Source organism: Flavobacterium orientale (assembly GCF_014638005.1).
Taxonomy (GTDB): domain Bacteria; phylum Bacteroidota; class Bacteroidia; order Flavobacteriales; family Flavobacteriaceae; genus Flavobacterium; species Flavobacterium orientale.
In genome coordinates, this window is record NZ_BMFG01000004.1 from 226,972 (window position 1) to 251,083 (window position 24,112).

The following is a 24,112-nucleotide window of genomic DNA, read 5'->3' on the forward strand; positions in this document are numbered from 1 at the left end:
CTTGGAAAAGCAATCCCAATTTAACGAATTATTCAACACACATTATCCCAAGGTTTTGCGATTGTGTAAAGGATATTTCAATGGCGATGTTGATTTGGCTGCTGATGCTTCCCAAGAAGTTTTCATTAAAGTTTGGGAGAATTTAGATTCTTTTAGAAATGAATCCAGCATTAGTACTTGGATTTTCAGAATAGCCGTAAACACTTGTTTAGTTTATTTAAGAAAGAAATCAACTAAAAAAGAAATCCGTTCCGAACAATTTCCCAACCTTGAAACCGAAAATTATTTTCCTGAAATCGAAGAAAAATTAAGCAAAATGTATGCTTGCATTCAGAAACTCGATGAAACCGGAAAAATGATTATTCTGATGGTTTTAGAAGGAATGGAATACAGCGAAATTGCTCAAGTGGTGGGTTTTACCGAAGAAACGCTTCGAGTTCGAATTCATCGCATTAAAAAAAGTTTAACTCAATGTGTACAAAAATGACAGACTTTAATAACATAAAAGAAATTTGGAATTCGCAATCGGAGGCCAAACCAAACACCACTGCTTCAGCATTAATTGCTAAAGCGAAGGAACATACCAAAACCTTAAAACACAATCATTATTGGACAATCGGAATTATTTCTGTGACCGTTTTGATTTTATTGTTTTACTTTTTTTGGACGAATTCGCATCAATTTAATTCTTTAACAATTGGTTTGAGTGTGATGATTGGTATGTTGATTTTTAGAATTATTTTGGAAATCAATAGTTCTACTAAATTAAAATCCATTAAACCTGATTTAACTTTACTCGATTATTCTCAAAAAGTAAAAACATTTTATGAATGGCGGAAAAAAATCCATTATATACTAACACCAATTATTTACTTCAGCTATTTCATTGGTTTCACAATGCTTTTACCAGCTTTCAAAGCCAATTTAAGTAACGGATTTTATATTTATTGTTTGGTAAGTGGTTATGGATTTTTCTTTGTATTTGGGTATTTTTTAATCAAACAAATTAAGAAAGAATTAAAATTGATTGAGTTTTTGAAAGGAATTAATTAAAACTAGAAGTTCGCAATGAAATATTTTTTTTTCATTGCGAATCTTCAATCTATTCTCACATCAAAATGTTCTTGAGTAAAGCCTTACAAAACTATTAAGACAATCCTGAAATAACACCATTTTTATCAATATCGATTCGTTCTGCATTTGGTATTGACGGTAGTCCGGGCATTCGCATCACTTCTCCTAAAAGTGGAATAATGAATTGTGCACCGCTGGCAATTTCAAATTCTCGAACGGTTATCTTAAAATTGGTAGGCCTTCCAATCAATTTTTCATTATCCGAAAAGCTTGCCGGAGTTTTTGCCATGCAAATTGCGAAATTATTAAATCCAAATTCTGTAATCTCTTTTAATTGCATTTTAGCTTTTGAAGTATATTCTACAGAGCTGGCACCATAAATTTCTTTTGCGATACTATTTATTTTGCTCTCTATACTATCAGAAGGTTGGTAAAGCGGTTTGTAATTGATTTCTTCTTTATTTATTTCATCTACAACTACTTGAGCCAAAGCAGTTGAACCTTTTCCTCCATCAGTAAAAGCAGAACTAACAACAGCTGTTACATTTTTTAAAGCACACAATGCTATTAGTTTTTCATATTCAATTGGTGAATCGTCAGGAAATGCATTTATACAGACTATTGGATTGATTCCAAATTTTTGAATGTTTTCAATATGTTTTTCTAGATTAGCGAAACCTTTTTCGATTGCCTCTACGTTTACTGTATTAAATTCAGAAGTATTCAATCCTCCGTGATGTTTTATGGCTCTTAGTGTTGCTACTAAAACTACTGAATCCGGTTTTATTCCCGTTTGTTGACATTTGATGTGGAAAAATTTTTCAGCACCTAAATCAGCTCCAAAACCCGCTTCAGTTACTACATAATCCCCTAATGACAATCCCATTTTTGTAGCTATTGCAGAATTCGTTCCTTGTGCAATGCTGGCAAACGGTCCTCCGTGTAAAATGGCCGGATTCTTTTCAATTGTTTGAACGAGATTCGGTTTAATCGCATCTTTTAATAAGACAGCCATGGCTCCAACTGCTTTTAAATCTCTAGCAAACACTGGTTTTCCTTCTTTATTCTTGCCAATAAAGATATTTCCTAATCTAAATTTTAAATCTTCAAAATCTTTTGATAAGCAAAGTATGGCCATCACTTCTGATGCCGGAGTAATATTAAAACCATCTTCACGAAGGGTTCCGTTTTTTTCACCAATACCAATAATTATTTTTCGTAACGAACGATCATTCATGTCCATCACACGTTTCCAAGCAATGGTTTTAGAATCAAGTTCTAAAGAATATTTCTTGTTCTGTAGGTTATTATCAATCAAGGCTGACAATAGGTTATTTGCTTTTTCAATTGCAGAAAAATCTCCAGTAAAATGCAAGTTTATGTCTTCCATGGGAAGTACTTGTGCATATCCTCCTCCTGCAGCTCCTCCTTTTAAACCAAAAACCGGACCTAACGAAGGTTCACGCAAAACTGCAATGGCTTTTTTCCCAATACAATTCAAGCCGTCAGTTAATCCAATTGCCATAGTAGTTTTTCCTTCACCATATTTTGTAGGTGACATGGCAGTTACTAAAATTAATTTCCCTTTTGGATTGCTAGATAGCAATCCAAAAGGTAGTTTAGCTTTGTATTTACCATAATATTCTAATGATTCCTCAAGTATATTTATTTTTTCTGCAATCTCTTTGATGTGAAGCATTTTTGCATTTTGAGCAATTGCAATGTCAGAAGGAAAATTATCCATTTTAGTTTTGTATTATAAATTTTACCGAATTTATAATTAAGTTTCTTCTTAAAATAGGATAAAAATCATGTTTTAAAAAAAACCTGTAAGTTTTATTTTCTTACAGGTTTCATATTTAATCTAAACTTAGTGTTATCTGTCCATCATCATCCAATTCAGTATGAATATCATCGGATACATTATCTTCTCCGGAAACTTCCATTTCTTCTGGAGCTTCTTCTTCGGGTTCTTCGAAAGGCAACGGTTCTAACAGATTAACCTGCTTGATTTTATCAGTTGTTAATTGGTTCCCAAGAGCTTTAATTCCTTTAACCGCAATGAATTGTTCAAAGTCAACCGTTTGATTTTCTTTTTGAACTCCTTTAACTTTTGCAAAAATAACTTCTGCAACCGGACGCCAATCGGTGGAAACAATTTCTAACTGCGATTTTTCATTTTCCGAAATAAAGATTTCTTCTTTATTTTCATTCTCAACCAAGAAACGCTTTACATAGTAGCGGTCTTTTTCCCCATCATAATAAATGGCAGAAATTGGTTTTTTAGGATGCCATTTTTCCAACACCACCATATCTTCATCAAAATGCGTAGTCAATTCAGGAATAATCGTTTTTAATTTTCCGGACTGATTCACGACCAAAATTCGGTCATTCGGACGGAATTCACCCAACAATTCCCCTCTTCCATCTACATTCAGACGTTGAACAGTATCATCAAACCAAATTTTTCTTGGTCGTAAGGTCGAAATTCCTTTTTCTTTTAATTCAATTTTTTTAATCGGATATTTGGTTACGGTATTTCCGCGGGAAGCTCTTCCTTTAATGGCAATATCAGCAAAATCTAAATCCCATTTCAACTTTTTGATGCTTCCGACTTGACGCAATAAAATCGTCACTACTTCTGCTTCTCCATTTGGATTCGCAGAAAAATAAGAAACCATCGAACCGGCTTTTTCCTGTGTTAAATCGTAAAATTTATCTCTCGTAACTCCGGAAACATTGAAACGTTTGATGAAAGTAGAACCATTTTTTCCATCTCGATAAATCATATTATAAATGGTTCGCTTATCGTTTTTATCAAAAATGGCAATGTGAATAATGTCTTTTCCGATGAATTTTTTATCATCCACTTTTGTGACCATCATTTTTCCGTCCCGGAGAAAAACAATCACATCATCAATATCGGAACAATCGGCCACGTATTCGTCTTTTTTGAGTCCGGTTCCAAGGAAACCCTCTTCTTTATTGACATATAATTTGGTGTTTCGCAACACCACTTTTGTAGCTTCAATGGTATCAAAACTTCGCAATTCGGTTTGACGTTCTTTGCCTTTTCCGTATTTGTCTTTTAATTTCAAAAAGAAATCAACCGCAAAATCAATGATGTTGTTCAAATGATGTTTCACTTGTTCCATTTCCGCTTCCAACTTCGAAATGGCATCATCCGCTTTATCCGAATCGAAACGTGTGATACGAATCATCGGAATTTGCGTTAATTTCTGCAAATCATCATCATTAATTTCCCGAACAAATGATTTTAAAAATGGCTTAAATCGATCATACATGTACGTATATAACGATTCCCGGTCGGAATACAATTTGAAATCAATATACATTTCTTCACGAATGAAGATTTTTTCTAAGGTTGAAAAATGCCACTTGTTTTCCAATTCTTCCAACTGAATTTCCAACTCACGTTTCAGCAAATCCACCGTTCGATGAGTCGAAATTTTCAACATGTCCGAAACGCCTATAAACAACGGTTTATGGTTTTCAATCACACAACCTAACGGAGCAACCGAAGTTTCGCAAGCAGTGAATGCATATAACGCATCAATCGTTTTATCCGGAGAAACGCCCGGCGGAAGATGAATTAAAATTTCAACCTCAGCAGCAGTGTTATCTTCAATTTTTTTGACTTTAATTTTACCTTTTTCGTTGGCTTTCAAGATACTGTCAATCAACGTTCCGGTGTTGGTAGAAAACGGAATTTGCGTAATCACCAACGTTTGTTTGTCCAATTGTGAAATCTTCGCACGCACACGCACACGACCACCACGCATACCGTCATTATAGTTGGAAACATCAGCAATTCCAGCGGTTGGAAAATCGGGAAATAAGGTAAAAGGTTTGTTTTTTAATATTTTTACCGAACAATCTATCAATTCAATGAAATTATGTGGTAGCACTTTCGTGGATAAACCAACGGCAATTCCTTCTGCACCTTGAGCTAACAATAATGGAAATTTCACCGGAAGATTTACGGGTTCTGCACGACGACCATCATACGACATTCCCCATTCGGTAATTTTTGGAGAATACAAAATATCGTGACCCAATTTTGAAATTCGAGCTTCGATGTAACGAGAAGCTGCGGCACTGTCTCCAGTTAGGATATTTCCCCAGTTTCCTTGCATATCAATCAGCAAATCCTTCTGACCGATTTGCACCATTGCATCACCTATACTGGCATCTCCGTGCGGATGATACTGCATCGTGTGACCAACAATATTCGCCACTTTGTTGTAACGACCATCATCGAGTTCTTTCATCGAGTGCATGATTCTGCGTTGAACCGGTTTAAAACCGTCTTCAATAGCCGGAACCGCACGCTCCAAAATTACATAGGAAGCATAATCGAGAAACCAATCCTTATACATTCCCGTCACTTTGGTGATGGTGTCTTCGGGGTTTTCGTCGTTTTCGTAAAAATGTTTGTTACTAAAAACTTTTACGTCGTCAAAACCTTGTTCTTGGCTTGACTCGTTGAGTTCTTCGTTTTCATCGTCTGGGATGATGTTTTCTTCGTCTTCGTTTATCATTGATGATGAACTTATTTCAATTTATTTTATATAAACTAGTTTTTCTCAATCGTATCCAGCTCCACTTTCAAATTATTAATAATAAACTCTTGTCGGTCCGGGGTATTTTTACCCATATAAAATTCCAACAAGGTTTCGATGGAAGTGGCTTTATCCAACATCACCGGATCTAATCGAATACTTTCGCCAATAAAATTCTTGAATTCATCCGGCGAAATTTCTCCTAAACCTTTGAATCGTGTTATTTCCGGTTTTGGTTTTAATTTCTCGATAGCATCCACTCGCTCCTGTTCGCTATAACAATAAATCGTTTCTTTTTTATTTCGAACACGGAATAATGGTGTTTGTAAAATGTATAAATGTCCGTCTTTGATTAATTCCGGGAAAAATTGAAGGAAAAACGTAATCAACAACAAACGAATGTGCATACCATCCACATCGGCATCGGTAGCAATTACGATATTGTTATAACGCAAATCTTCCATTGATTCTTCGATATTTAAAGCGGCTTGCAACAAGTTGAATTCTTCGTTTTCGTAAACGATTTTCTTACTCATTCCATACGAATTCAAAGGCTTTCCACGTAAACTAAACACAGCTTGTGTATTCACGTCACGTGATTTGGTAATCGAACCCGAAGCCGAATCTCCCTCCGTTATAAAAAGCGTACTTTCTAAACTTCTCGGATTTTTGGCATCGGTTAAATGCACTCGGCAATCGCGTAATTTTTTGTTGTGTAAACTTGCTTTCTTAGCTCTGTCTTTCGCTAATTTTCTAATGCCTGAAAGTTCTTTTCGTTCACGTTCTGCTTGGAGAATTTTACGTAAAAGTGAATCGGCAACCTCTGGATTTTTATGTAAAAAGTTATCGAGTTTTTTCGAAATGAAATCATTAATGAATGTACGAACCGTTGGCCCTTTCGGACCAATATCGGTTGATCCTAATTTGGTTTTAGTCTGACTTTCAAAAACCGGTTCTTCTACTTTAACTGCAATAGCAGAAACAATTGATTTTCTGATATCTGAAGGATCAAAATCTTTTTTATAAAACTCACGAATGGTTTTTACAATCGACTCACGAAAAGCATTCAAATGCGTTCCTCCTTGCGTGGTATTTTGTCCGTTTACGAATGAATGATACTCTTCAGAATATTGTGATTTACTGTGTGTGATGGCAATTTCAATATCGTCACCCGAAAGATGAATGATTGGATAAATCATATCTTCCTCCGTAATATTTTCTTCCAATAAATCTTTTAAACCATTTTCGGAATAATACTTTTCACCGTTATAATAAATTGTTAATCCCGTATTGAGGTAACAATAATTTTTGAGCATTTTGATGATATACTCGTTACGGTATTTATAGTTTTTAAAAATCGTTTCATCAGCAATGAACGCTACTTTGGTTCCGCGACGTTTGGTTGTTTCTTGAATATCTTCTTCCAACGTTAAATTTCCGGCAGAGAATTCAGCGGCTTTTTGTTGGTTATCACGAACCGATTCCACGCGGAAATAATTGGACAAGGCATTGACAGCTTTTGTACCCACACCATTTAAACCCACTGATTTTTTGAAGGCTTTGGAATCGTATTTACCACCGGTATTCATTTTTGAAACTACGTCGACCACTTTTCCTAACGGAATTCCACGACCGTAATCACGAACCGTTACTAATTTATCTTTGATAGTAACTTCAATAGTTTTCCCGGCACCCATAACATATTCATCGATACAGTTATCTAACGTTTCTTTGAGTAAAATGTAGATACCATCATCGGGTGACGAACCATCACCCAGTTTTCCGATATACATACCGGGTCGCATTCGGATGTGTTCTTTCCAATCGAGGGAGCGAATATTGTCTTCGGTGTATTGATTTTGCTCTAACATAGCGGAAATATGGATTTTGTGCTAATATAGCGGATAAAGCAAAATTTTAAAAGGAATATGATTTAAAGTTATTAAGAAACATATTGACAGAATTGGTTGCCTGTTGACTGTTATCTGTTTTCCGTTGTCGGTTATTTGTTGTCTAATCTTTTATTGATAATGATAAAAAATTCCTTTGTCTGTCGGAGTCCAAAAAGCGGCTTTCATATCGGCTTTTTTTAGGGCTTGATTTGCCCAGGTATTGCATGTGTAAAACAAATTGTAAGTTCGATGAGCCTCATAAAAACTATCATTTTTACCATAGGTTGTGGCTTCAATAAAAATGGGATTTCCGTTGGTATCATATTGAAAACCAGCTTCGATGAAAGCAATTAATTTTTGATATTGTTCTTTCGAAATTTCAATTTTTACACAATTTTCGGTTTCTTGAATTTGTTTATAAAAAGTGGTATGCATTGCCGAAGTTCCAAGGTTGAAAGCTGCTTTAAATGCGGTGCTAAATTTTAAATCAGACCATTCGGGTGTATCGAGATAAAAACCTTTGTCTCCCCAACCGAAAGCTAAATAGTGATGAGTTGAATCTTTGGATTTTATGTTTTCGAATTTAATTTTCTCCGACCAATCTTTTAAATCAGTTTTGATAGGTAAAACCAAATCGGTGTGAACGCCATTTGATTTGATGTAAATGGTGTATTCTTTTGCATGTTCCGATTGATTTTTATTAACCGGAATGATGGATAAAATAAAAGCCGAAAGTCCATAAAACAACAAAAAGACAACTATAAACAAAACAAATTTCAACACAATTTTCAAAGTTGATTTTATAATTTTCATGTTTTTGCTTTCTTTGGAATAATTTTAATTACTGCAAACGGATTTTCATTTATATAAATTGTAATATATCTTCCTTGTTTTCTGCTATAAACAAATTCAAATGCTACAAAATTATCTTCTTGATTAAAAGGTTTGAACTGTAGAGGGATTTTATCTTTCTTTCCTAATTTTACTGCTTCAGAAAAAACTAAATTCTTAATTTTCAAATGTATTATCTCTCCCTCATTCGCCTCAATTACCCCTATATCAGGATCGAGTTCAAAGCCTTTTTTTGAAAAAAAATTATAATATAACGGATAAGATTCATAGGTATTTCTATCCAAAACCTGATTTAACCACTTACCTGTATCAGGAAAATGCTTTTTAAAAAAAAGTGATGGAGGTGTGTCAAAATAAAAATCATTGTATTCTTTAACAAACTTATTTTCGTCAGTTAAAGTATAGCCCGCTCCCCAAGTTGCATCCAATAATATCCAACGCTCATTTGCCCAAACAGCATTCCAAGCGTGATTACTCATTTTAGAAGACATACCTATTTGATTTTGAGCAGTTTTGGCGTTTCCTGATAGGAACTGAACTTTCAAACCCACTTTTTCTGCAATAGTTTGATACAATTCAGAATAATGTTGGCAAACTCCTTTTTTGCTTCTGAATGTTTGGTTTATCCTCTTTGATTTAAGTCGATTTACTTTTTTTTCAAACTCAAAAGTCGATTTTGATTCTATAACAATCGTTTTTGGGTTACTCTTCGCTTTTAAATCATAAGTTATATTATTAGCTACCCAAACATAAACAGCACGAGCCTTATCATAATCCGTTTGAAAATCCGTTTGGATTCTTTCAGCCAATTTATCGATTGAAGTAAAAAATTTTGGGTAAGTCAAGACTTTCGCATCAACAGGATGAATTTGTTGTGCTGAAACATAATTCAAAGCAAATAGCAATACAAAGGTTATATTATTTAAAATCATCAAGGCAACTTAATTAATTTTGATAAATTGTGCTGCAATTAACATACCGTAAAAAGTTAGACTCATGTTAAATAGCAAGATATAAAGTTACTGTTTCATTTTTCCATAAAAAAAACCGCTGAATTTCTTCAGCAGTTTCCTCTATTTTCTTTTCTCTTTTTCTATTCGCTTTACACATTAAAACGGAAATGCATCACATCACCATCTTTTACAATGTATTCTTTTCCTTCAACGCGAAGTTTTCCGGCTTCTTTTACTTTGGCTTCTGAGCCGAAATTTGAATAATCTTCAAAAGCAATTACTTCAGCTCTAATGAATCCTTTTTCAAAATCGGTGTGGATAACTCCTGCTGCTTTTGGAGCAGTATCACCAATATTGATAGTCCATGCACGTACTTCTTTCACACCAGCTGTAAAATAAGTTTGCAGGTTTAATAATTTATAAGCGGCACGAATTAAAACGGCCGAACCCGGTTCGGTTAATCCCATATCTTCCAAGAAAACTTGGCGTTCTTCGTAGCTTTCTAATTCCGTAATATCAGCTTCTGCTCCTACTGAAAGAACAATTACTTCGGCTTGTTCGTCTTTTACCATTTCACGAACTTGGTCAACATACTTGTTTCCGTTTACGGCTGATGCTTCGTCAACGTTACAAACATACAAAACCGGTTTGGTTGTAATTAATTGAAATTCTTCCATCAAATCAATTTCATCTTGATTTTGAGGGATAACCGTACGAGCTGATTTTGCTTGTAATAAAGCTTCGCGAATTCTATCTAACAAACCTTTTTCAACTATTGCTTCTTTATTACCTGTTTTTGCGGCACGATTGGTTTTTTCCAAACGCTTTTCAACTGTTTCTAAATCTTTTAGTTGTAATTCGATGTCGATGGTTTCCTTGTCACGAATTGGGTTTACATCTCCGTCAACGTGAACAATATTATCGTTATCAAAACAACGCAACACATGAATAATAGCGTTACATTCTCTAATATTTCCTAAAAATTGATTGCCTAAACCTTCACCTTTACTGGCCCCTTTTACCAATCCGGCAATATCAACGATGTCTACAGTTGCCATTTGAACACGTTCAGGTTTTACCAATTCCTCTAAACGAGCAATTCGTGGATCGGGAACATTTACCACCCCAATATTAGGTTCGATGGTACAAAAAGGAAAGTTAGCACTTTGAGCTTTTGCGTTTGACAAACAATTAAAAAGGGTTGATTTTCCAACATTTGGTAATCCTACAATTCCTGCTTTCATCTTTTAAAGTAATGGGTTAGTCCCGAAACTTCGGGAATGGGTAATCGGTTTTTAAACGGGTGCAAATATAGTTTTTAATATCGAAAGAATAAAATCTGAAAACGGCTTAATGTAAATTGTATAAACCTTAGATTAAATTGTGTAATGACTGCATCTTACTCAAGATATACCTTTACATCATACTAATCATAATAAATATTACCATGAGAAATGCAGCTATTTTACTTATCTTAATAACATTCAATTTGAGTTTTGCTCAAAATAAAAATGTGAAAGATGAAACAAAAACAACCACCACCACTATTAAGACAAGTGAAGGTGAGAAAAAAATCATCAAAGATGAAAACACAAGAGAAGTTCAAGTGATTGAAGTGGGTAATAAGAAAGACAATACGGTAAACCGAGATATCAAAAACTCACCGGTAATTGTTAGTGAGTCAACTCAAGTTTCAACTAATAATTCTGACAACAAAAATAAAAATATTGATCGATCTTCATTCTATTTATTAAACGGTAAAAAATATAAAGTTTTAGCCGATCCTAAAGGATATACTGTTGTAAGCGAGAAAAATAAAAATTATGCAAGAATTAGACAAACCTCTAACAACACGTATATTTTTACAAGAAAAAACAAAACATCATATGGTCATTTTGATGCAAATGGCGATTTAATTTTGGAAACTTATGATCCGAAAAAAGATATTTTTGTAACAGAGAGAGTTACCATATTAAAGTAAGTACTTGATATAATTAAAAAACCACGCCTTGAGCGTGGTTTTTTTTTATTTTTCAAATTCTTTTAAGGTTTGAATTATGATTGAAACACATTCTAACAATTGTTCTTCAGTCATAACTAACGGTGGTGCAAAACGAATTATATTGCCGTGTGTTGGTTTGGCCAACAAACCATTTTCTGCTAATTTCATACAAATATCCCAAGCAGTAGAACTTTCTTCAGAATCATTAATAACAATGGCATTCAACAAACCTTTTCCTCTTACCAAAGAAACGATTGAACTTGATTGTATGTAGTCATTTAATTTCGCTCTAAAAAGTTTACCCAACCTTCTGGCATTTTGAGCTAATTTTTCATCAGCAACTACTTCCAAAGCTGCTGTTGCAACCGCTGCCGCTAGTGGATTTCCGCCAAAAGTGGAACCATGTTGTCCGGGTTTTATCACATTCATAATTGCATCATTAGCTAAAACGGCCGAAACGGGATAAACACCACCAGAAACTGCTTTTCCTAAAATTAGAATATCTGGAGTAGCATATGTGTCTTGTCTTTCACATTGTGCTTCACAATTACAATCACCACAAACTGCCAACAACGAACCTGTTCTCGCTATACCGGTTTGAATTTCATCAGCGATAAATAATACATTATGTTGATTACACAACTCTTTTATTTGCATCAAATAATCGTTTGCAGGAACATAAACACCGGCTTCACCTTGAATAGGTTCTACCAATATTCCGGCGATATTTTTAGATGATTCTAAAATGGTTTTAAAAGCAGTTACGTCATCGTAAGCGATTTTAACAAATCCAGCTGTATAAGGTCCAAAATTCTTTCGGGCGTTTTCATCATTCGAAAACGAAATAATTGTGGTTGTTCTTCCATGAAAATTGTTTTCACAAACCACAATAATGGCTTCATGTTCCGGAATTCCTTTCTTTTCATATGCCCATTTTCTACAGATTTTGATCGCTGTTTCTACTGCTTCAGCTCCTGTATTCATGGGTAACACCTTATCAAAACCGAATAATTGGGTTATAAATTGTTCATAATTACCTAATTTATCATTATAAAATGCTCTTGAAGTGAGCGTTAAGGTTTGAGCTTGATTTACTAATGCGTTTATAATTTTTGGATGACAATGCCCCTGATTTACGGCAGAATATGCAGAAAGAAAGTCGTAATACTTTTTTCCTTCAACATCCCAAACAAATACACCTTCACCTCTATTTAAAACAACGGGTAACGGATGATAATTGTGAGCACCATATTGGTTTTCAAGTGAAATTAACTCGTTTGAACTGATTTTTTCTACTACTGACATACTATAGAATTTTGAATACAAATTTTATCAATTCCTTCTTTTTGGAGAGAAATCATCCTTTTATAGTGCAAAAATAACGAAATATCTTTGAAAACGTTTGCGTAAGTAGTTAAAATAAAAATGACAAACATCAGCTCAATACGTAAAAAAACACCTTAAATTTGATAAAAATTTGAAGGTATGTCAGATTCCAGAAATTACTCGATCAAGCAACTCTCTAAAATTCAATTAAAAGTTGCCCGTCAAAGCAGAACCATACTTTTCCTTCTTTCTGCATTGGTTGCCATCATTTTAACATTCACATTACGCGATGGTGATTTCACAAAAACACAAGACTATGTTTTGTTTTTATTGTTCTTTGCTATCGGATTATGGATTACTGAAGCCATTCCTCCGTTTGCAGTTGGAATTTTGATTGTTGGTTTTCTTGTTTTTACTATGGGACAAGAAAGCACCATGGATGCAAAACGTTATGTTCAAACATGGTCTGACGGTGTGATTTGGCTTTTTCTCGGAGGATTTTTTCTGGCTGAGGGAATGAAGAAGACAAAATTAGACATATTACTTTTAAAAATTGCTGCTCCAAAATTTGGTTCTAAAGCAAAATTTATTGTTTTAGGTTTAATGCTAACAACTGCCACAATTTCAATGTTGATGAGCAACACCGCCACAACAGCCATGATGATTGCAACAGTGACTCCCCTATTTTTAGAATTTGGGAAAACTTCAAAAATAACTAAAGTTTTACTTCTCGGAATTCCATCAGCTGCTGCAATTGGCGGTATGGGAACCATTATCGGATCCGCCCCAAACGCAATAGCAGTGGGTGCTTTAGAAGGTATCGGAATCAAAATAACTTTTATTGAATGGATGATTGTTGGAATTCCGGTTTCGCTTCTGTTAGTTTTTATGTTTTGGAGAGTTTTAATTTCAAAATATGAAATTGGAAATGAAACGTTATCCCTGGATTTTTTGCAAATAAATACAGAAGAACCAAATAAAGAATTTGAAGAAGAAGATAAAATCAGAAAGCGAATTGTTTTAGTAGTTTTAGCAACAACATTGGTATTGTGGCTGACATCGCAATGGACAAAAATTCCCGTTGCAGCAGTTTCAGGTATTCCTATTGTTGCCTTAACTATGTTAGGAATTATTGATGCCGACGATGTGCGATCATTACCTTGGGACACATTAATGCTTGTTGCCGGAGGTTTGGCTCTTGGTTTAGCCATTCAAGAACAAGGTTTGGCTGATTTTTTTATATCAAAAATCAGTTCCGTTGAATTGAACTTTTATATCTTACTATTGCTCTTTGCGTTGACTACGGTTATCTTGTCAAATTTTATGAGTAATACGGCCGCAACTACAATTTTAATTCCTGTTGCTATCTCATTGATGAGTATTACAGAAGGTTTTAATCCCGTCGTACTTCCTTTTGTTATTGGCTTGAGTGCTTCTTGTGCATTGCTTTTACCGGTTTCTACGCCACCAAATGCTATTGCTTACAGCACCGGAATGATTGAACAAAAAGAATTCAGAATTGGAGGTATTTTTATAGGTATTGCCGGTCCGATATTAATTATTTTGTGGACACTTTTAACCACAACATTCTTTTAATACTACAAATTCATCTGAGAAAGTTTTTTATTGTTTTTATGATAAAATTAATGGTCTAAAACTATAATAATCTTGAGCAATACTTTATTTTTGCCACATGGCAAGAAAAAAAACTGACAAGATTATTTTTGAGAACGTTACCGTTTTAGATGCCGGAGCTAAAGGTGTTTCTGTTGCAAAAGCAGATGATGGAAAAATAATTTTCATTCCGAATGTAGTTCCCGGTGATGTAGTAGATGTGCAAACTTTCAAAAAGCGAAAAGCATATTATGAAGGAAAAGCCATTCGTTTTCATAATCTTTCCTCGCATCGAGTAGAACCTGTTTGCGAACATTTTGGGGTTTGTGGTGGTTGCAAATGGCAAAACATGAAATACAGTCAACAATTGTTTTATAAAAACAATGAAGTTTTTAATAATCTAAAACGTATTGGCAAAATTGAACTTCCTGATTTTGAACCAATTTTAGGTTCAGATAAACAATTTTTCTATAGAAATAAAATGGAATTTTCGTTTTCTGACAGTCGTTGGCTAACCGAATCAGAAATTCAAAATGACGATGCTATCTCAAATCGAAACGCATTAGGTTTTCATATTCCGAAAATGTGGGATAAAATTTTAGATATTACAAAATGTCATCTTCAAGAAGACCCATCCAATGCGATTAGAAATGAAATTAAGGAATTTTCTACCAAACACGAAATTCCGTTTTTCAATGCAAGAAATCATGATGGTTTGTTGCGAACGTTGATGATTCGAACGGCTTCAACAGGAGAGTTGATGGTTTTAATTCAATTTTATAAGGAAGATAAAACAAAACGAGAGTTACTTTTGAATTTTGTAGCCGAACGTTTTCCGCAAATTACTTCCTTATTGTATGTAATTAATGGCAAAGCCAATGATACTTTGTATGACCAAAGCATTAAGTTGTTCAAAGGTCGTGACTATATTTTGGAATCAATGGAAGGCTTGCAGTTTTCTATAAATGCAAAATCATTTTATCAAACCAATTCAGAGCAAGCTTATGAATTGTATAAAATTACACGAGATTTTGCCGGATTAACCGGAAACGAATTGGTATATGATTTATATACCGGAACCGGAACAATTGCCCAATTTGTCTCTAAAAAAGCAAAAAAAGTAATTGGTGTTGAAGCCGTTCCTGAAGCAATTGCCGATGCCAAAGAAAATGCAAAACGAAACAACATTACTAACTGTGAGTTTTTTGTTGGTGATATGAAAGAAGTTTTTAATGCTGAATTTATTGCCACTCATGGCAAACCTGATGTAATCATCACCGATCCACCCCGAGATGGAATGCACGCTGCTGTTGTAGAACAAATTATGAAAATTGCTCCTGAAAAAGTAGTTTATGTAAGTTGTAATTCTGCCACACAAGCCAGAGATTTAGCTTTAATGGATTCATTATACAAAGTGACGCGTGTTCGTCCGGTTGATATGTTTCCACAAACGCATCATGTTGAAAATGTTGTACTTTTAGAAAAAAAATAAATGAATAGCTATTTTAAACTATTTTTAATTGTAAGTCTTACAACACTTTTTTCAGGTTGTGAAAAAGATGATATTTGTGCTCCGGGAACTCCAACTACTCCCCGATTAGTCATTGAATTTTACAACTATGAAAATCCGGCAATTTTGAGAAATGTAACTGATTTGCGAGTGAAAAATCCGACTCAAAATAATTTTATGACTTTCACTAATACAAGCAAAATTGAGATTCCTTTAAAAACATTTGAAGATGTAACCGTATATGAGTTTACATTAAATGCGAATGCTACTGATGTTAGCAACAATACTGACTTAATTGAAATTAATTACACTCGTGAAGCTATTTATGTATCCCGAGCATGTGGTTTTAAAACTCATTTTGAATTAAATCCGCTAGTAGGGTTTGAAATTGAAGATGTAGTGGACACCAATCTTTGGATTAAAGACAAAAACATACTAAAAACCAATATCGACTCCGAAAATGAAGTTCACATCAAATTATTTTTTTAGTATACTATTACTTTTTCTAACGGCAACAATTTTTGCACAAGAAACTAAAATTGATACCCTTCCTGTTAAAAGTGATCGATACGGACTTCGAGTGGGAGTTGATGTTTATCGCTTAACAAGAGCTTTTTATGATGATAACTATAAAGGATTGGAATTGGTTGGTGATTTCAGATTTTCAAAAAAAATATATTTGGCTGCCGAACTCGGAAATGAAAATTATACCAAACAAGATGATCGTTTAAATTTTACCACAAAAGGCAGCTATTTAAAAGCCGGTGCCGATTATAACGTTTATGAAAATTGGTTAGACATGGAAAATTTGATTTATATCGGTTTTCGGGTAGGTGTTAGCACATTCAGTCAAACTTTAAATTCATACACAGTTTACACACCAGATCCCTATTTTGGTGAATCGCCAACAATTCAATCAGGTGAGGAATTCAAGGGTTTAAATGCTCAATGGGGTGAATTTGTAATGGGAATTAAAGCAGAATTGTTTTCAAATTTATATGCCGGTTTTAGTATTCGATTTAATCGATTATTCAACAACACCAAACCAGCGGGATTTGATAATTTATACATTCCGGGATTCAATAGAACCTATGATGGAAATTTTGGTGTAGGGTTTAACTACACAGTTTCTTATTTCATTCCTATTTATAAAGTAAAAAAGGTAGCTGAAAAAGAATATAAATAATCATTTTAATTCTTTTACTCCTTTTATAAACAACCACTTCATATACAATTTCACTCCTTCATTTGTTTTAATGGCTTGAAATTTAGGTGCTAAAAGTAATGTTAGCATGAAAGCTCCGATAGAAACCCAAATAGTTTCCATTCCGGTTATATATCCAATTAAAATTCTAAAAGGAATAAAAAAAACTATGAAGGCCAATAATTGGTAAAAAAAAGCTTTTGTGTGTAAGTTCATCAGGTAAAATTTAATTCAAAAATACAAATTTAATAGGATTACTTAAAATCTATTTTGAAATTGCTTTTAAGATTAAAACTTTATTTTACATTTACGATTAAATATTTTTTTTGATTTTAAATGCCGTACAAATGCTTTATAAAAGTTTAAATAGTCAATCCCCCAAAGTTACTTTTCAAGAAGCTGTAACCTTGGGATTAGCTCCTGACAAAGGATTGTATTTTCCTGAGGAAATTCCAACTTTACCTATTGATTTCATTAATTCAATTGAAAAATTTTCAGATGATGAAATTGCTTTTACAGTAATCAAACCTTATATCAATAACGAAATTCCTGATGACGAATTAAAAAAAATAGTAACCGATACACTTTGCTTTGATTTCCCTTTAGTTGAAGTTGGAAAAAACTGCTATTCGCTTGAATTATTTCATGGCCCAACCATGGCATTCAAAGATGTTGGTGCTCGTTTTATGGCTCGATGTTTAGCTTATTTTAATAAAATAGAAAGCAATTCAAAAAACACTATTTTGGTTGCAACTTCCGGAGATACTGGCGGAGCTGTGGCAAGTGGTTTTCTTGATGTTTCAGGTGTTGATGTGGTTATTCTTTATCCTACGGGAAAAGTAAGTGAGGTTCAGGAAAAACAACTCACCACTTTAGGAAAAAATATTACAGCATTAGAGGTTGATGGCGTTTTTGACGATTGTCAAGATATGGTTAAAAAAGCATTTTTAGATGAAGATTTTAAACATTTAAACTTAACCTCGGCTAACTCAATTAATATTGCACGATGGCTACCTCAAATGTTTTATTATTTTTTTGCCTACAAAGCTTTAAAAAATAAAAGTGAGAAATTATACTTTTCTGTCCCGAGTGGCAACTTCGGGAATATTTGTTCGGGTATGCTCGCCAAAAAAATGGGTTTACCTATTGCCGGATTTATTGCCGCTACAAATAGCAACGACACCGTTCCGAGATATATGATTGACGCAAAGTACAATCCTAAACCTTCAATCGCAACAATATCTAATGCCATGGATGTTGGAAACCCAAGTAACTTTATTCGAATTATAGAAATTTACCACAATAATTTTTCTGAATTACAATCCGATTTACAAGCTATGAGTTTTTCAGATGCTGAAACAAAAGCAGCAATGAAATTCATCTATAAACATTACAAATATATAGCAGAACCACATGGTGCAGTGGGATATTTAGGTATTCAAAATAAATTAAAACAAAATGATAATGCCATTGGCGTTTTTTTTGAAACGGCCCATCCAATTAAGTTTTTGGAAACGGTTGAACCAACATTAAATTGTACTTTAGAAATTCCTGATGCAATCAAAGAAATACTTGCCAAAGAAAAGAAAAGTATCAAAATTGAAAATTATGAACAATTGAAATCTTATTTAATGTCTAATTAACTTTAAGTTTTAATAAAATTTACTGAAAACAAACTTATGCAGGAAATTTTTTTATATTTGAGTAATGAGAAGAAAGCCTAATATAATTACTTTTTTATTTATACTTATATCCCTATTCTTGGCAGTTATATGGCATAAAGCTTTATTGTTTAACACTCCCGATGTAAATAAGGAATTCGTTATTTATCATTTTCTAAAAGACATACTTTTTATTTTTTTTACTGGTTTTTTGCTTCGTTTTGTCATAGTCAACAATGATGTTAAAAACGAAAAAATAATGAAGCAGCTTCAAAAAAACAATCAAGAGATAAGTGATTCTATTGAACGCTATAATATTGTAGCCAAAGCTACTAGTGATACAATTTGGGATTGGAAAATACAAGAAGATGAATTTGTATGGAATAAAGGTATTCAAGGTGTTTACGGGTACAAAAGTGAAGAAGTTGGAACAACTTCAAATTGGTGGTTTGACCGAATTCACCCGGAAGACAGTTTGAAAATGTCTGTTAAACTTTATTCTTTTTTAGAACAAAAAACAGAACGATGGCAAGATGAATACCGATTTAGATGTGCGGATGGAACTTATAGATATGTTTTTGACAGGGGATTTTTAGTAAAAGATGAAACAGGCAAAGCCATCAGAATGATTGGAGCCATTCAGGATATCACTAAACAAAAAGAAGAAGAACAACGCTTGAAGCTCCTTGAAACAGTAATTACACAAACCAAAGATGCTGTTGTAATTACTGACACAGATATCACTGATAATGAATTGCCAAAAATCATTTTCGTGAACCCGGCATTTACCAAAATGACCGGCTATAAATCTAAAGAAGTTATTGGCAAGTCACCTTCGATGTTTATTGGACCAAAATCTGATGCGGCCGAATTGGATAAATTATTGAAATCTTTAAAATCTGTTTCTGAGTGTTTTATAGAAACAATTATTTACCGAAAAAACAATGAAGAATATTGGATTAACTTTTCAATGATTCCTATTTTTAACAAAGATGGCGAACATACCCATTGGATTTCTATTCAAAGAGACATTACCGAAGAAAAAAATCAAGAAAAAGAAAAAGAACAATTAATTAGAGAATTAACTCAAAACAATAAAGATTTAAAACAATTCTCTTATATTACATCACATAATTTCAGAGCACCACTTTCTAATTTAACCGGATTATTGAATTTATTGGAAGATATCCCAATTGAGAACGAAGAATTAAAAGAAATTTTAAACGGATTTAATAAATCAACAAAACTTCTAAACGATACTATTGAAGATTTAGTAAAAGTAGTAATCATTAAAGACAATCCTTCAATTCAAAAAGAAGAAGTTAAAGTAAATGAAGTTTTTGAAAATGTGTTTTTTCAATTAAACAATCAAATCAATCTTCATAAACCTAACCTTAAGATTGAAATCGATGAAAATGTAGTTTTACAAATTAACAAAGCTTATTTGGAAAGTATCATTCTCAATTTAGTGTCTAATGCAATTAAATATCGTTCAACAGAAAGGAAATTAAAAATTTCGATAAAAGTATTTGAAATTGACAGCAAAGTCCATTTAGAAATCGCTGATAACGGAATTGGAATTGATCTTGTCAAAAATGAAGATAAGATATTTGGACTTTACCAACGCTTTCACAATTATCCGGATAGCAAAGGACTTGGATTGTATTTAGTAAAATCTCAGGTAGAAGCCATGGGTGGAACAATCACCGTGAGTAGTGCTGTTAATAAAGGAACCACATTTAATATAATTTTTTAAAATCCAAAACCATGCTAGAAACAGTTTTGTGTGTAGATGATGATCCAATAACACTGATGCTATGCAAAAAGGTTATTGTGAAGGCTAATTTTGGCAAAGAAATAATTTTTGCTCAAAATGGTCAAGAAGCTTTAGACTTATTTGAAAAATTAAAAGATGACAACCTAAAGGATGGTGCTCAAGTTCCGCAATTGGTTTTTTTAGACCTCAACATGCCGGTAATGAATGGCTGGGATTTTATTGAAAAATTCTCTCTTGATACTAATTCTGCTTTTAAAAACACTAAGGTCATAATTCTATCATCAACAATAGACCCGGCCGATTTTAATCGGGCAAAACAATATAACGTTGTTTCTCATTTTCTTTCAAAACCAATTACAGTTGAAATGCTTGAAAAATTAAAAGAAATATATTCATAAAAAAAGCTTCGCAAATGCGAAGCTTTTTTAGTAGTTGAATAACTTAAACTTATTATAACTTAGCTACATGCTTAGTTAATTTTGATTTTAAGTTTGAAGCTTTATTATCATGAATGATATTTTTCTTAGCTAATTTGTCAATCATAGAGATAACAGCTGTTAATTTTGCAGTTGCCTCAGATTTATCACTAGACATTCTCAAAGCTTTGATTGCGTTACGAGTTGTTTTGTGTTGGTATCTGTTTAATACTCTTTTCTTTTCGTTGCTTCTTATTCTTTTTAAAGCTGACTTATGATTTGCCATTTTTTTAATTTTAGATGTAATAATTTATAAATACTAGTTAAAAAAGAAAAACCTCCCACAACTGCTTGAACAATCACTTTGGTTTTAACTAATAAAATAAAAATCGAGACACCAATTTTTATTTTATAAAACTAATTTACAACTAATTTGTAGTCCGTAGGGGAATCGAACCCCTGTTACCAGGATGAAAACCTGGCGTCCTAACCCCTAGACGAACGGACCATTGATTCCTCTAGTTTAAGCTTTTCAATCTATTCTTTGAACTTGTAGCCCGTGGGGGAATCGAACCCCCCTTACCAGGATGAAAACCTGGCGTCCTAACCGATAGACGAACGGGCCAATTGCTAATTGCGAGTGCAAAAATACAACTATTTTTTATACTCGCAATAGTTACAAAATATTTTTTTACTTTTTTTTAATATGCTTTAGCAAATAACACTCTTCCAACTGAAGGTTTTCCACTAAACATACAGCTTCCCGACTCTTCTTTTCTGTCCAAAGGAATACAACGAATTGTTGCTTTTGTCTGTTCTTTAATTTTTTCTTCAGTTTCAGATGTACCGTCCCAATGAGCCGAAAAGAAGCCTCCTTTAGTATCTAATAGTGACTTAAACTCTTCAAAACTATTTACTTCCGTGATGTGACTGTTTCTATATTCGAAAGCTCTATCGAACAAACTCTTTTGAATTGTATCCAATAAGTTTTCAATATATTTTTCAATACCTTCACTTGAAACTACCTCTTTGGTCAGTGTATCTCTTCGTGCTACCTCAAAAGTTTCATTTTCTAAATCTTTAGGACCAACAGCAATACGAATTGGCACTCCTTTTAATTCATATTCATTGAACTTAAATCCCGGTTTATGAGTTGTTCTGTTATCAAATTTTACAGAAATTTTTAATTTTCGTAGAGTTGAAACTAATTTTTCTACTTCAACAGAAATTGCTTCCAACTGTTCATCAGATTTGTAAATAGGCACTACAACCACTTGAATTGGAGCCAAATTTGGTGGTAATACTAATCCATTATCATCAGAATGAGTCATCACTAATGCTCCCATTAATCGTGTCGAAACACCCCATGATGTCCCCCAAACGTGTTCTTGCTTCCCTTCTGCATTTGCAAATTTTACATCAAATGCTTTTGCAAAATTCTGACCTAAAAAGTGCGAAGTTCCTGCTTGTAATGCTTTTCCGTCTTGCATTAAGGCTTCTATACAATACGTTTCAATTGCTCCTGCAAACCGTTCTGATTCTGTTTTAACTCCTTTAACAACAGGCATTGCCATAAAGTTTTCTGCAAATTCAGCATAAACATTCATCATTTTTACTGATTCTTCAATGGCTTCTGCTGGAGTTGAATGTGCAGTATGACCTTCTTGCCACAAAAATTCTGCTGTTCTTAAAAATAATCGAGTTCGCATTTCCCATCTAACTACATTGGCCCATTGATTAATTAACAAGGGTAAATCTCTGTAGGATTGAATCCAATTTTTATACGTACTCCAAATAATTGCTTCACTCGTTGGTCTTACAATCAACTCTTCCTCAAGTTTTGCATTGGGGTCAACCATTAATTTCCCTTTATTATCCGGATCATTTTTTAATCTGTAATGGGTAACTATCGCACATTCTTTTGCGAATCCTTCTGCATTTTTTTCTTCAGCTTCAAACATGCTTTTTGGAACAAACAATGGAAAATAGGCATTAGAATGTCCTGTTTCTTTAAACATCCTATCTAATTCTGCTTGCATTTTTTCCCATATTGCATAACCATATGGTTTGATAACCATACATCCTCTGACTCCTGAGTTCTCTGCTAAATCAGCTTTAACTACTAGTTCATTGTACCATTTTGAATAATCCTCGGCTCTTTGGGTAAGATTTTTGCTCATTTTGTGTGATTTGGCATAACTATTGTTGAATATTTTAACATAAATATTCAGCAAAACTAACTAATTTTGTTTTGAACAACAATAAAAATTTCTTGCTATGAAAAGTATTATGTTACACTCCAGATTTCTTGTAGGGTTTTCTTCATTGGGAATCTTAAGTTTACTATTAGTTTCTTGTGGTTCTTATCAAAACAGTTCCTACTATGAAAATGATGGTATTTATGGTTCTAACAGGACAGATAATCGAACTGTTAATCGAAATACTACCAACGGAAACGTCTATAGTGATTATTTCAAATCGAAACAATTGCAGTTACAAGATGAAGTATTTGTAGATGTAGATTCTTACACAACTGTTGGCGATTCAACAGTTACTGTAGAGGGTTATTCCAACAATGCTGCTTGGGGATCAAATCCTTCAACGGTAACTGTAAACTATTATGATACCGGATGGGGTATGAACTCTTGGTATGGTCCCGGTTGGGGATGGGGCTGGAATGCCGGATGGGGAATGGGTCTCGGATGGGGCTGGAACTCATGGTATGGCCCAGGATGGGGTTGGAATGCCGGATGGGGAATGGGTCTTGGATGGGGCTGGAATTCATGGTATGGTCCGGGATGGGGCTGGAATTCATGGGGACACCCAGGTCATGGAGGCTATTATGGTAACAATTATGCGTATAATAGAAGTAGAAGAGGTTCAAGTGCCTATTACAATGGAAACAATAGAGGTGTTTCAGCAAACAGAAGTGGTAGTACCTACGGTAGAAGAACAGTTGGAACAAATATACGATCAACTACTGCCCCAAGGAGTTCTAACTTCTCAAACCGAACAAATCAAAACAGAACCGACAGAGGTTCATATACTCCTTCTAGAAACAGAACAGATATGAACACTCCTAGAAACACAACTCAACCAAGAACAAATAATCAAAGTCAACCAAGATATAGCCCAAGTCCGGCAAGTTCAGGAGGTCGTGGCGGGTCATTTGGTGGTGGATCTGGTGGCGGCGGAGGTAGATCTGGCGGTGGCGGCGGAAGAGGTGGAAGAGGTTAATAACTTATAAA

21 protein-coding genes and 2 tRNA genes are annotated in these 24,112 nt (G+C 33.9%); 11 read left to right on the forward strand and 12 right to left on the reverse strand.

Annotation, left to right across the window (positions count from 1 at the left end; genetic code table 11):
* The first annotated feature begins 1 nt into the window (after window position 1).
* Both IEV15_RS07175 and IEV15_RS07180 read left to right on the forward strand, forming a co-directional pair.
* Window positions 2-487 (forward strand): RNA polymerase sigma factor, encoded by a 486-nt coding sequence (locus IEV15_RS07175; protein ID WP_188361832.1) that lies wholly within the window; start codon window positions 2-4, stop codon window positions 485-487.
* Window positions 484-1,053, forward strand: coding sequence for a hypothetical protein (locus IEV15_RS07180; RefSeq protein ID WP_188361833.1), 570 nt, complete (start codon window positions 484-486; stop codon window positions 1,051-1,053). The genes IEV15_RS07175 and IEV15_RS07180 overlap by 4 nt, the downstream gene beginning before the upstream one ends.
* A gap of 94 nt (window positions 1,054-1,147) precedes the next feature.
* On the opposite strand, the gene IEV15_RS07185 is transcribed toward IEV15_RS07180, so the two are convergent.
* From IEV15_RS07185 to ychF, 6 genes are all read right to left on the reverse strand, one after another.
* Complete coding sequence (locus IEV15_RS07185) at window positions 1,148-2,818, reverse strand: formate--tetrahydrofolate ligase (RefSeq protein ID WP_188361834.1); 1,671 nt, start codon at window positions 2,816-2,818, stop codon at window positions 1,148-1,150.
* Between the two features lie 115 nt (window positions 2,819-2,933).
* Entirely contained in the window at window positions 2,934-5,636 is a 2,703-nt protein-coding gene (locus IEV15_RS07190) for a DNA gyrase/topoisomerase IV subunit A (RefSeq protein WP_188361835.1), read from the reverse strand.
* Window positions 5,637-5,671: 35 nt separating this feature from the next.
* Window positions 5,672-7,528 (reverse strand): DNA topoisomerase IV subunit B, encoded by a 1,857-nt coding sequence (locus tag IEV15_RS07195; protein WP_188361836.1) that lies wholly within the window; start codon window positions 7,526-7,528, stop codon window positions 5,672-5,674.
* 150 nt (window positions 7,529-7,678) lie between these two features.
* A complete protein-coding gene (locus IEV15_RS07200; protein ID WP_188361837.1) occupies window positions 7,679-8,362 on the reverse strand; it encodes a TIGR02117 family protein in 684 nt (227 codons plus the stop codon).
* Window positions 8,359-9,333 (reverse strand): transglutaminase domain-containing protein, encoded by a 975-nt coding sequence (locus tag IEV15_RS07205; protein ID WP_188361838.1) that lies wholly within the window; start codon window positions 9,331-9,333, stop codon window positions 8,359-8,361. Before IEV15_RS07205 ends, IEV15_RS07200 begins: the two co-directional genes overlap by 4 nt.
* Before the next feature lie 170 nt (window positions 9,334-9,503).
* A complete protein-coding gene (ychF, locus tag IEV15_RS07210) occupies window positions 9,504-10,598 on the reverse strand; it encodes a redox-regulated ATPase YchF (RefSeq protein WP_188361839.1) in 1,095 nt (364 codons plus the stop codon).
* A 203-nt stretch (window positions 10,599-10,801) separates the two neighbouring features.
* Between ychF and IEV15_RS07215 the strand changes: the two genes are divergently transcribed.
* Window positions 10,802-11,335 (forward strand): hypothetical protein, encoded by a 534-nt coding sequence (locus tag IEV15_RS07215; protein ID WP_188361840.1) that lies wholly within the window; start codon window positions 10,802-10,804, stop codon window positions 11,333-11,335.
* Window positions 11,336-11,380: 45 nt separating this feature from the next.
* On the opposite strand, the gene rocD is transcribed toward IEV15_RS07215, so the two are convergent.
* On the reverse strand, window positions 11,381-12,661 hold the full coding sequence (rocD, locus tag IEV15_RS07220) for an ornithine--oxo-acid transaminase (RefSeq protein ID WP_188361841.1): 1,281 nt from the start codon (window positions 12,659-12,661) through the stop codon (window positions 11,381-11,383).
* 180 nt (window positions 12,662-12,841) lie between these two features.
* Between rocD and IEV15_RS07225 the strand changes: the two genes are divergently transcribed.
* The 4 genes from IEV15_RS07225 to IEV15_RS07240 all read left to right on the forward strand — a co-directional run bounded on the left by IEV15_RS07225 (window position 12,842) and on the right by IEV15_RS07240 (window position 16,992).
* A complete protein-coding gene (locus tag IEV15_RS07225) occupies window positions 12,842-14,278 on the forward strand; it encodes an SLC13 family permease (protein WP_188361842.1) in 1,437 nt (478 codons plus the stop codon).
* 97 nt (window positions 14,279-14,375) lie between these two features.
* A complete protein-coding gene (gene rlmD, locus IEV15_RS07230) occupies window positions 14,376-15,788 on the forward strand; it encodes a 23S rRNA (uracil(1939)-C(5))-methyltransferase RlmD (RefSeq protein WP_188361843.1) in 1,413 nt (470 codons plus the stop codon).
* A complete protein-coding gene (locus IEV15_RS07235) occupies window positions 15,789-16,295 on the forward strand; it encodes a DUF6452 family protein (protein ID WP_188361844.1) in 507 nt (168 codons plus the stop codon).
* Window positions 16,267-16,992 carry a DUF6048 family protein gene (locus IEV15_RS07240; protein WP_188361845.1) on the forward strand — a complete coding sequence of 242 codons (726 nt, stop codon included), beginning with the start codon at window positions 16,267-16,269 and terminating at the stop codon, window positions 16,990-16,992. Before IEV15_RS07235 ends, IEV15_RS07240 begins: the two co-directional genes overlap by 29 nt.
* Here IEV15_RS07240 and IEV15_RS07245 read toward each other — a convergent pair whose 3' ends face one another.
* On the reverse strand, window positions 16,993-17,226 hold the full coding sequence (locus tag IEV15_RS07245) for a hypothetical protein (protein ID WP_188361846.1): 234 nt from the start codon (window positions 17,224-17,226) through the stop codon (window positions 16,993-16,995).
* A gap of 131 nt (window positions 17,227-17,357) precedes the next feature.
* Here IEV15_RS07245 and thrC point away from each other — a divergent pair, with 131 nt between their 5' ends.
* The 3 genes from thrC to IEV15_RS07260 all read left to right on the forward strand — a co-directional run bounded on the left by thrC (window position 17,358) and on the right by IEV15_RS07260 (window position 20,846).
* The gene (thrC, locus tag IEV15_RS07250; protein WP_188361847.1) at window positions 17,358-18,653 is read left to right on the forward strand and encodes a threonine synthase; all 1,296 of its coding nucleotides are present in this window, start codon (window positions 17,358-17,360) and stop codon (window positions 18,651-18,653) included.
* Window positions 18,654-18,930: 277 nt separating this feature from the next.
* Window positions 18,931-20,427: a PAS domain-containing sensor histidine kinase gene (locus tag IEV15_RS07255; RefSeq protein WP_229734116.1), complete on the forward strand. Its 1,497-nt coding sequence runs from the start codon at window positions 18,931-18,933 to the stop codon at window positions 20,425-20,427.
* Window positions 20,428-20,438: 11 nt separating this feature from the next.
* Window positions 20,439-20,846 (forward strand): response regulator, encoded by a 408-nt coding sequence (locus IEV15_RS07260; protein WP_188361849.1) that lies wholly within the window; start codon window positions 20,439-20,441, stop codon window positions 20,844-20,846.
* 52 nt (window positions 20,847-20,898) lie between these two features.
* On the opposite strand, the gene rpsT is transcribed toward IEV15_RS07260, so the two are convergent.
* From rpsT to proS, 4 genes are all read right to left on the reverse strand, one after another.
* Window positions 20,899-21,150, reverse strand: coding sequence for a 30S ribosomal protein S20 (gene rpsT, locus IEV15_RS07265; protein ID WP_188361850.1), 252 nt, complete (start codon window positions 21,148-21,150; stop codon window positions 20,899-20,901).
* Between the two features lie 150 nt (window positions 21,151-21,300).
* Window positions 21,301-21,372: transfer RNA gene (locus tag IEV15_RS07270), tRNA-Glu, on the reverse strand.
* Between the two features lie 45 nt (window positions 21,373-21,417).
* Window positions 21,418-21,489, reverse strand: a tRNA-Glu gene (locus IEV15_RS07275).
* A gap of 76 nt (window positions 21,490-21,565) precedes the next feature.
* Window positions 21,566-23,044, reverse strand: coding sequence for a proline--tRNA ligase (gene proS / locus IEV15_RS07280; RefSeq protein ID WP_188361851.1), 1,479 nt, complete (start codon window positions 23,042-23,044; stop codon window positions 21,566-21,568).
* Between the two features lie 97 nt (window positions 23,045-23,141).
* On the opposite strand from proS, the gene IEV15_RS07285 reads away from it, so the two are divergent.
* A complete protein-coding gene (locus IEV15_RS07285) occupies window positions 23,142-24,101 on the forward strand; it encodes a hypothetical protein (RefSeq protein ID WP_188361852.1) in 960 nt (319 codons plus the stop codon).
* Window positions 24,102-24,112: the final 11 nt, after the last annotated feature.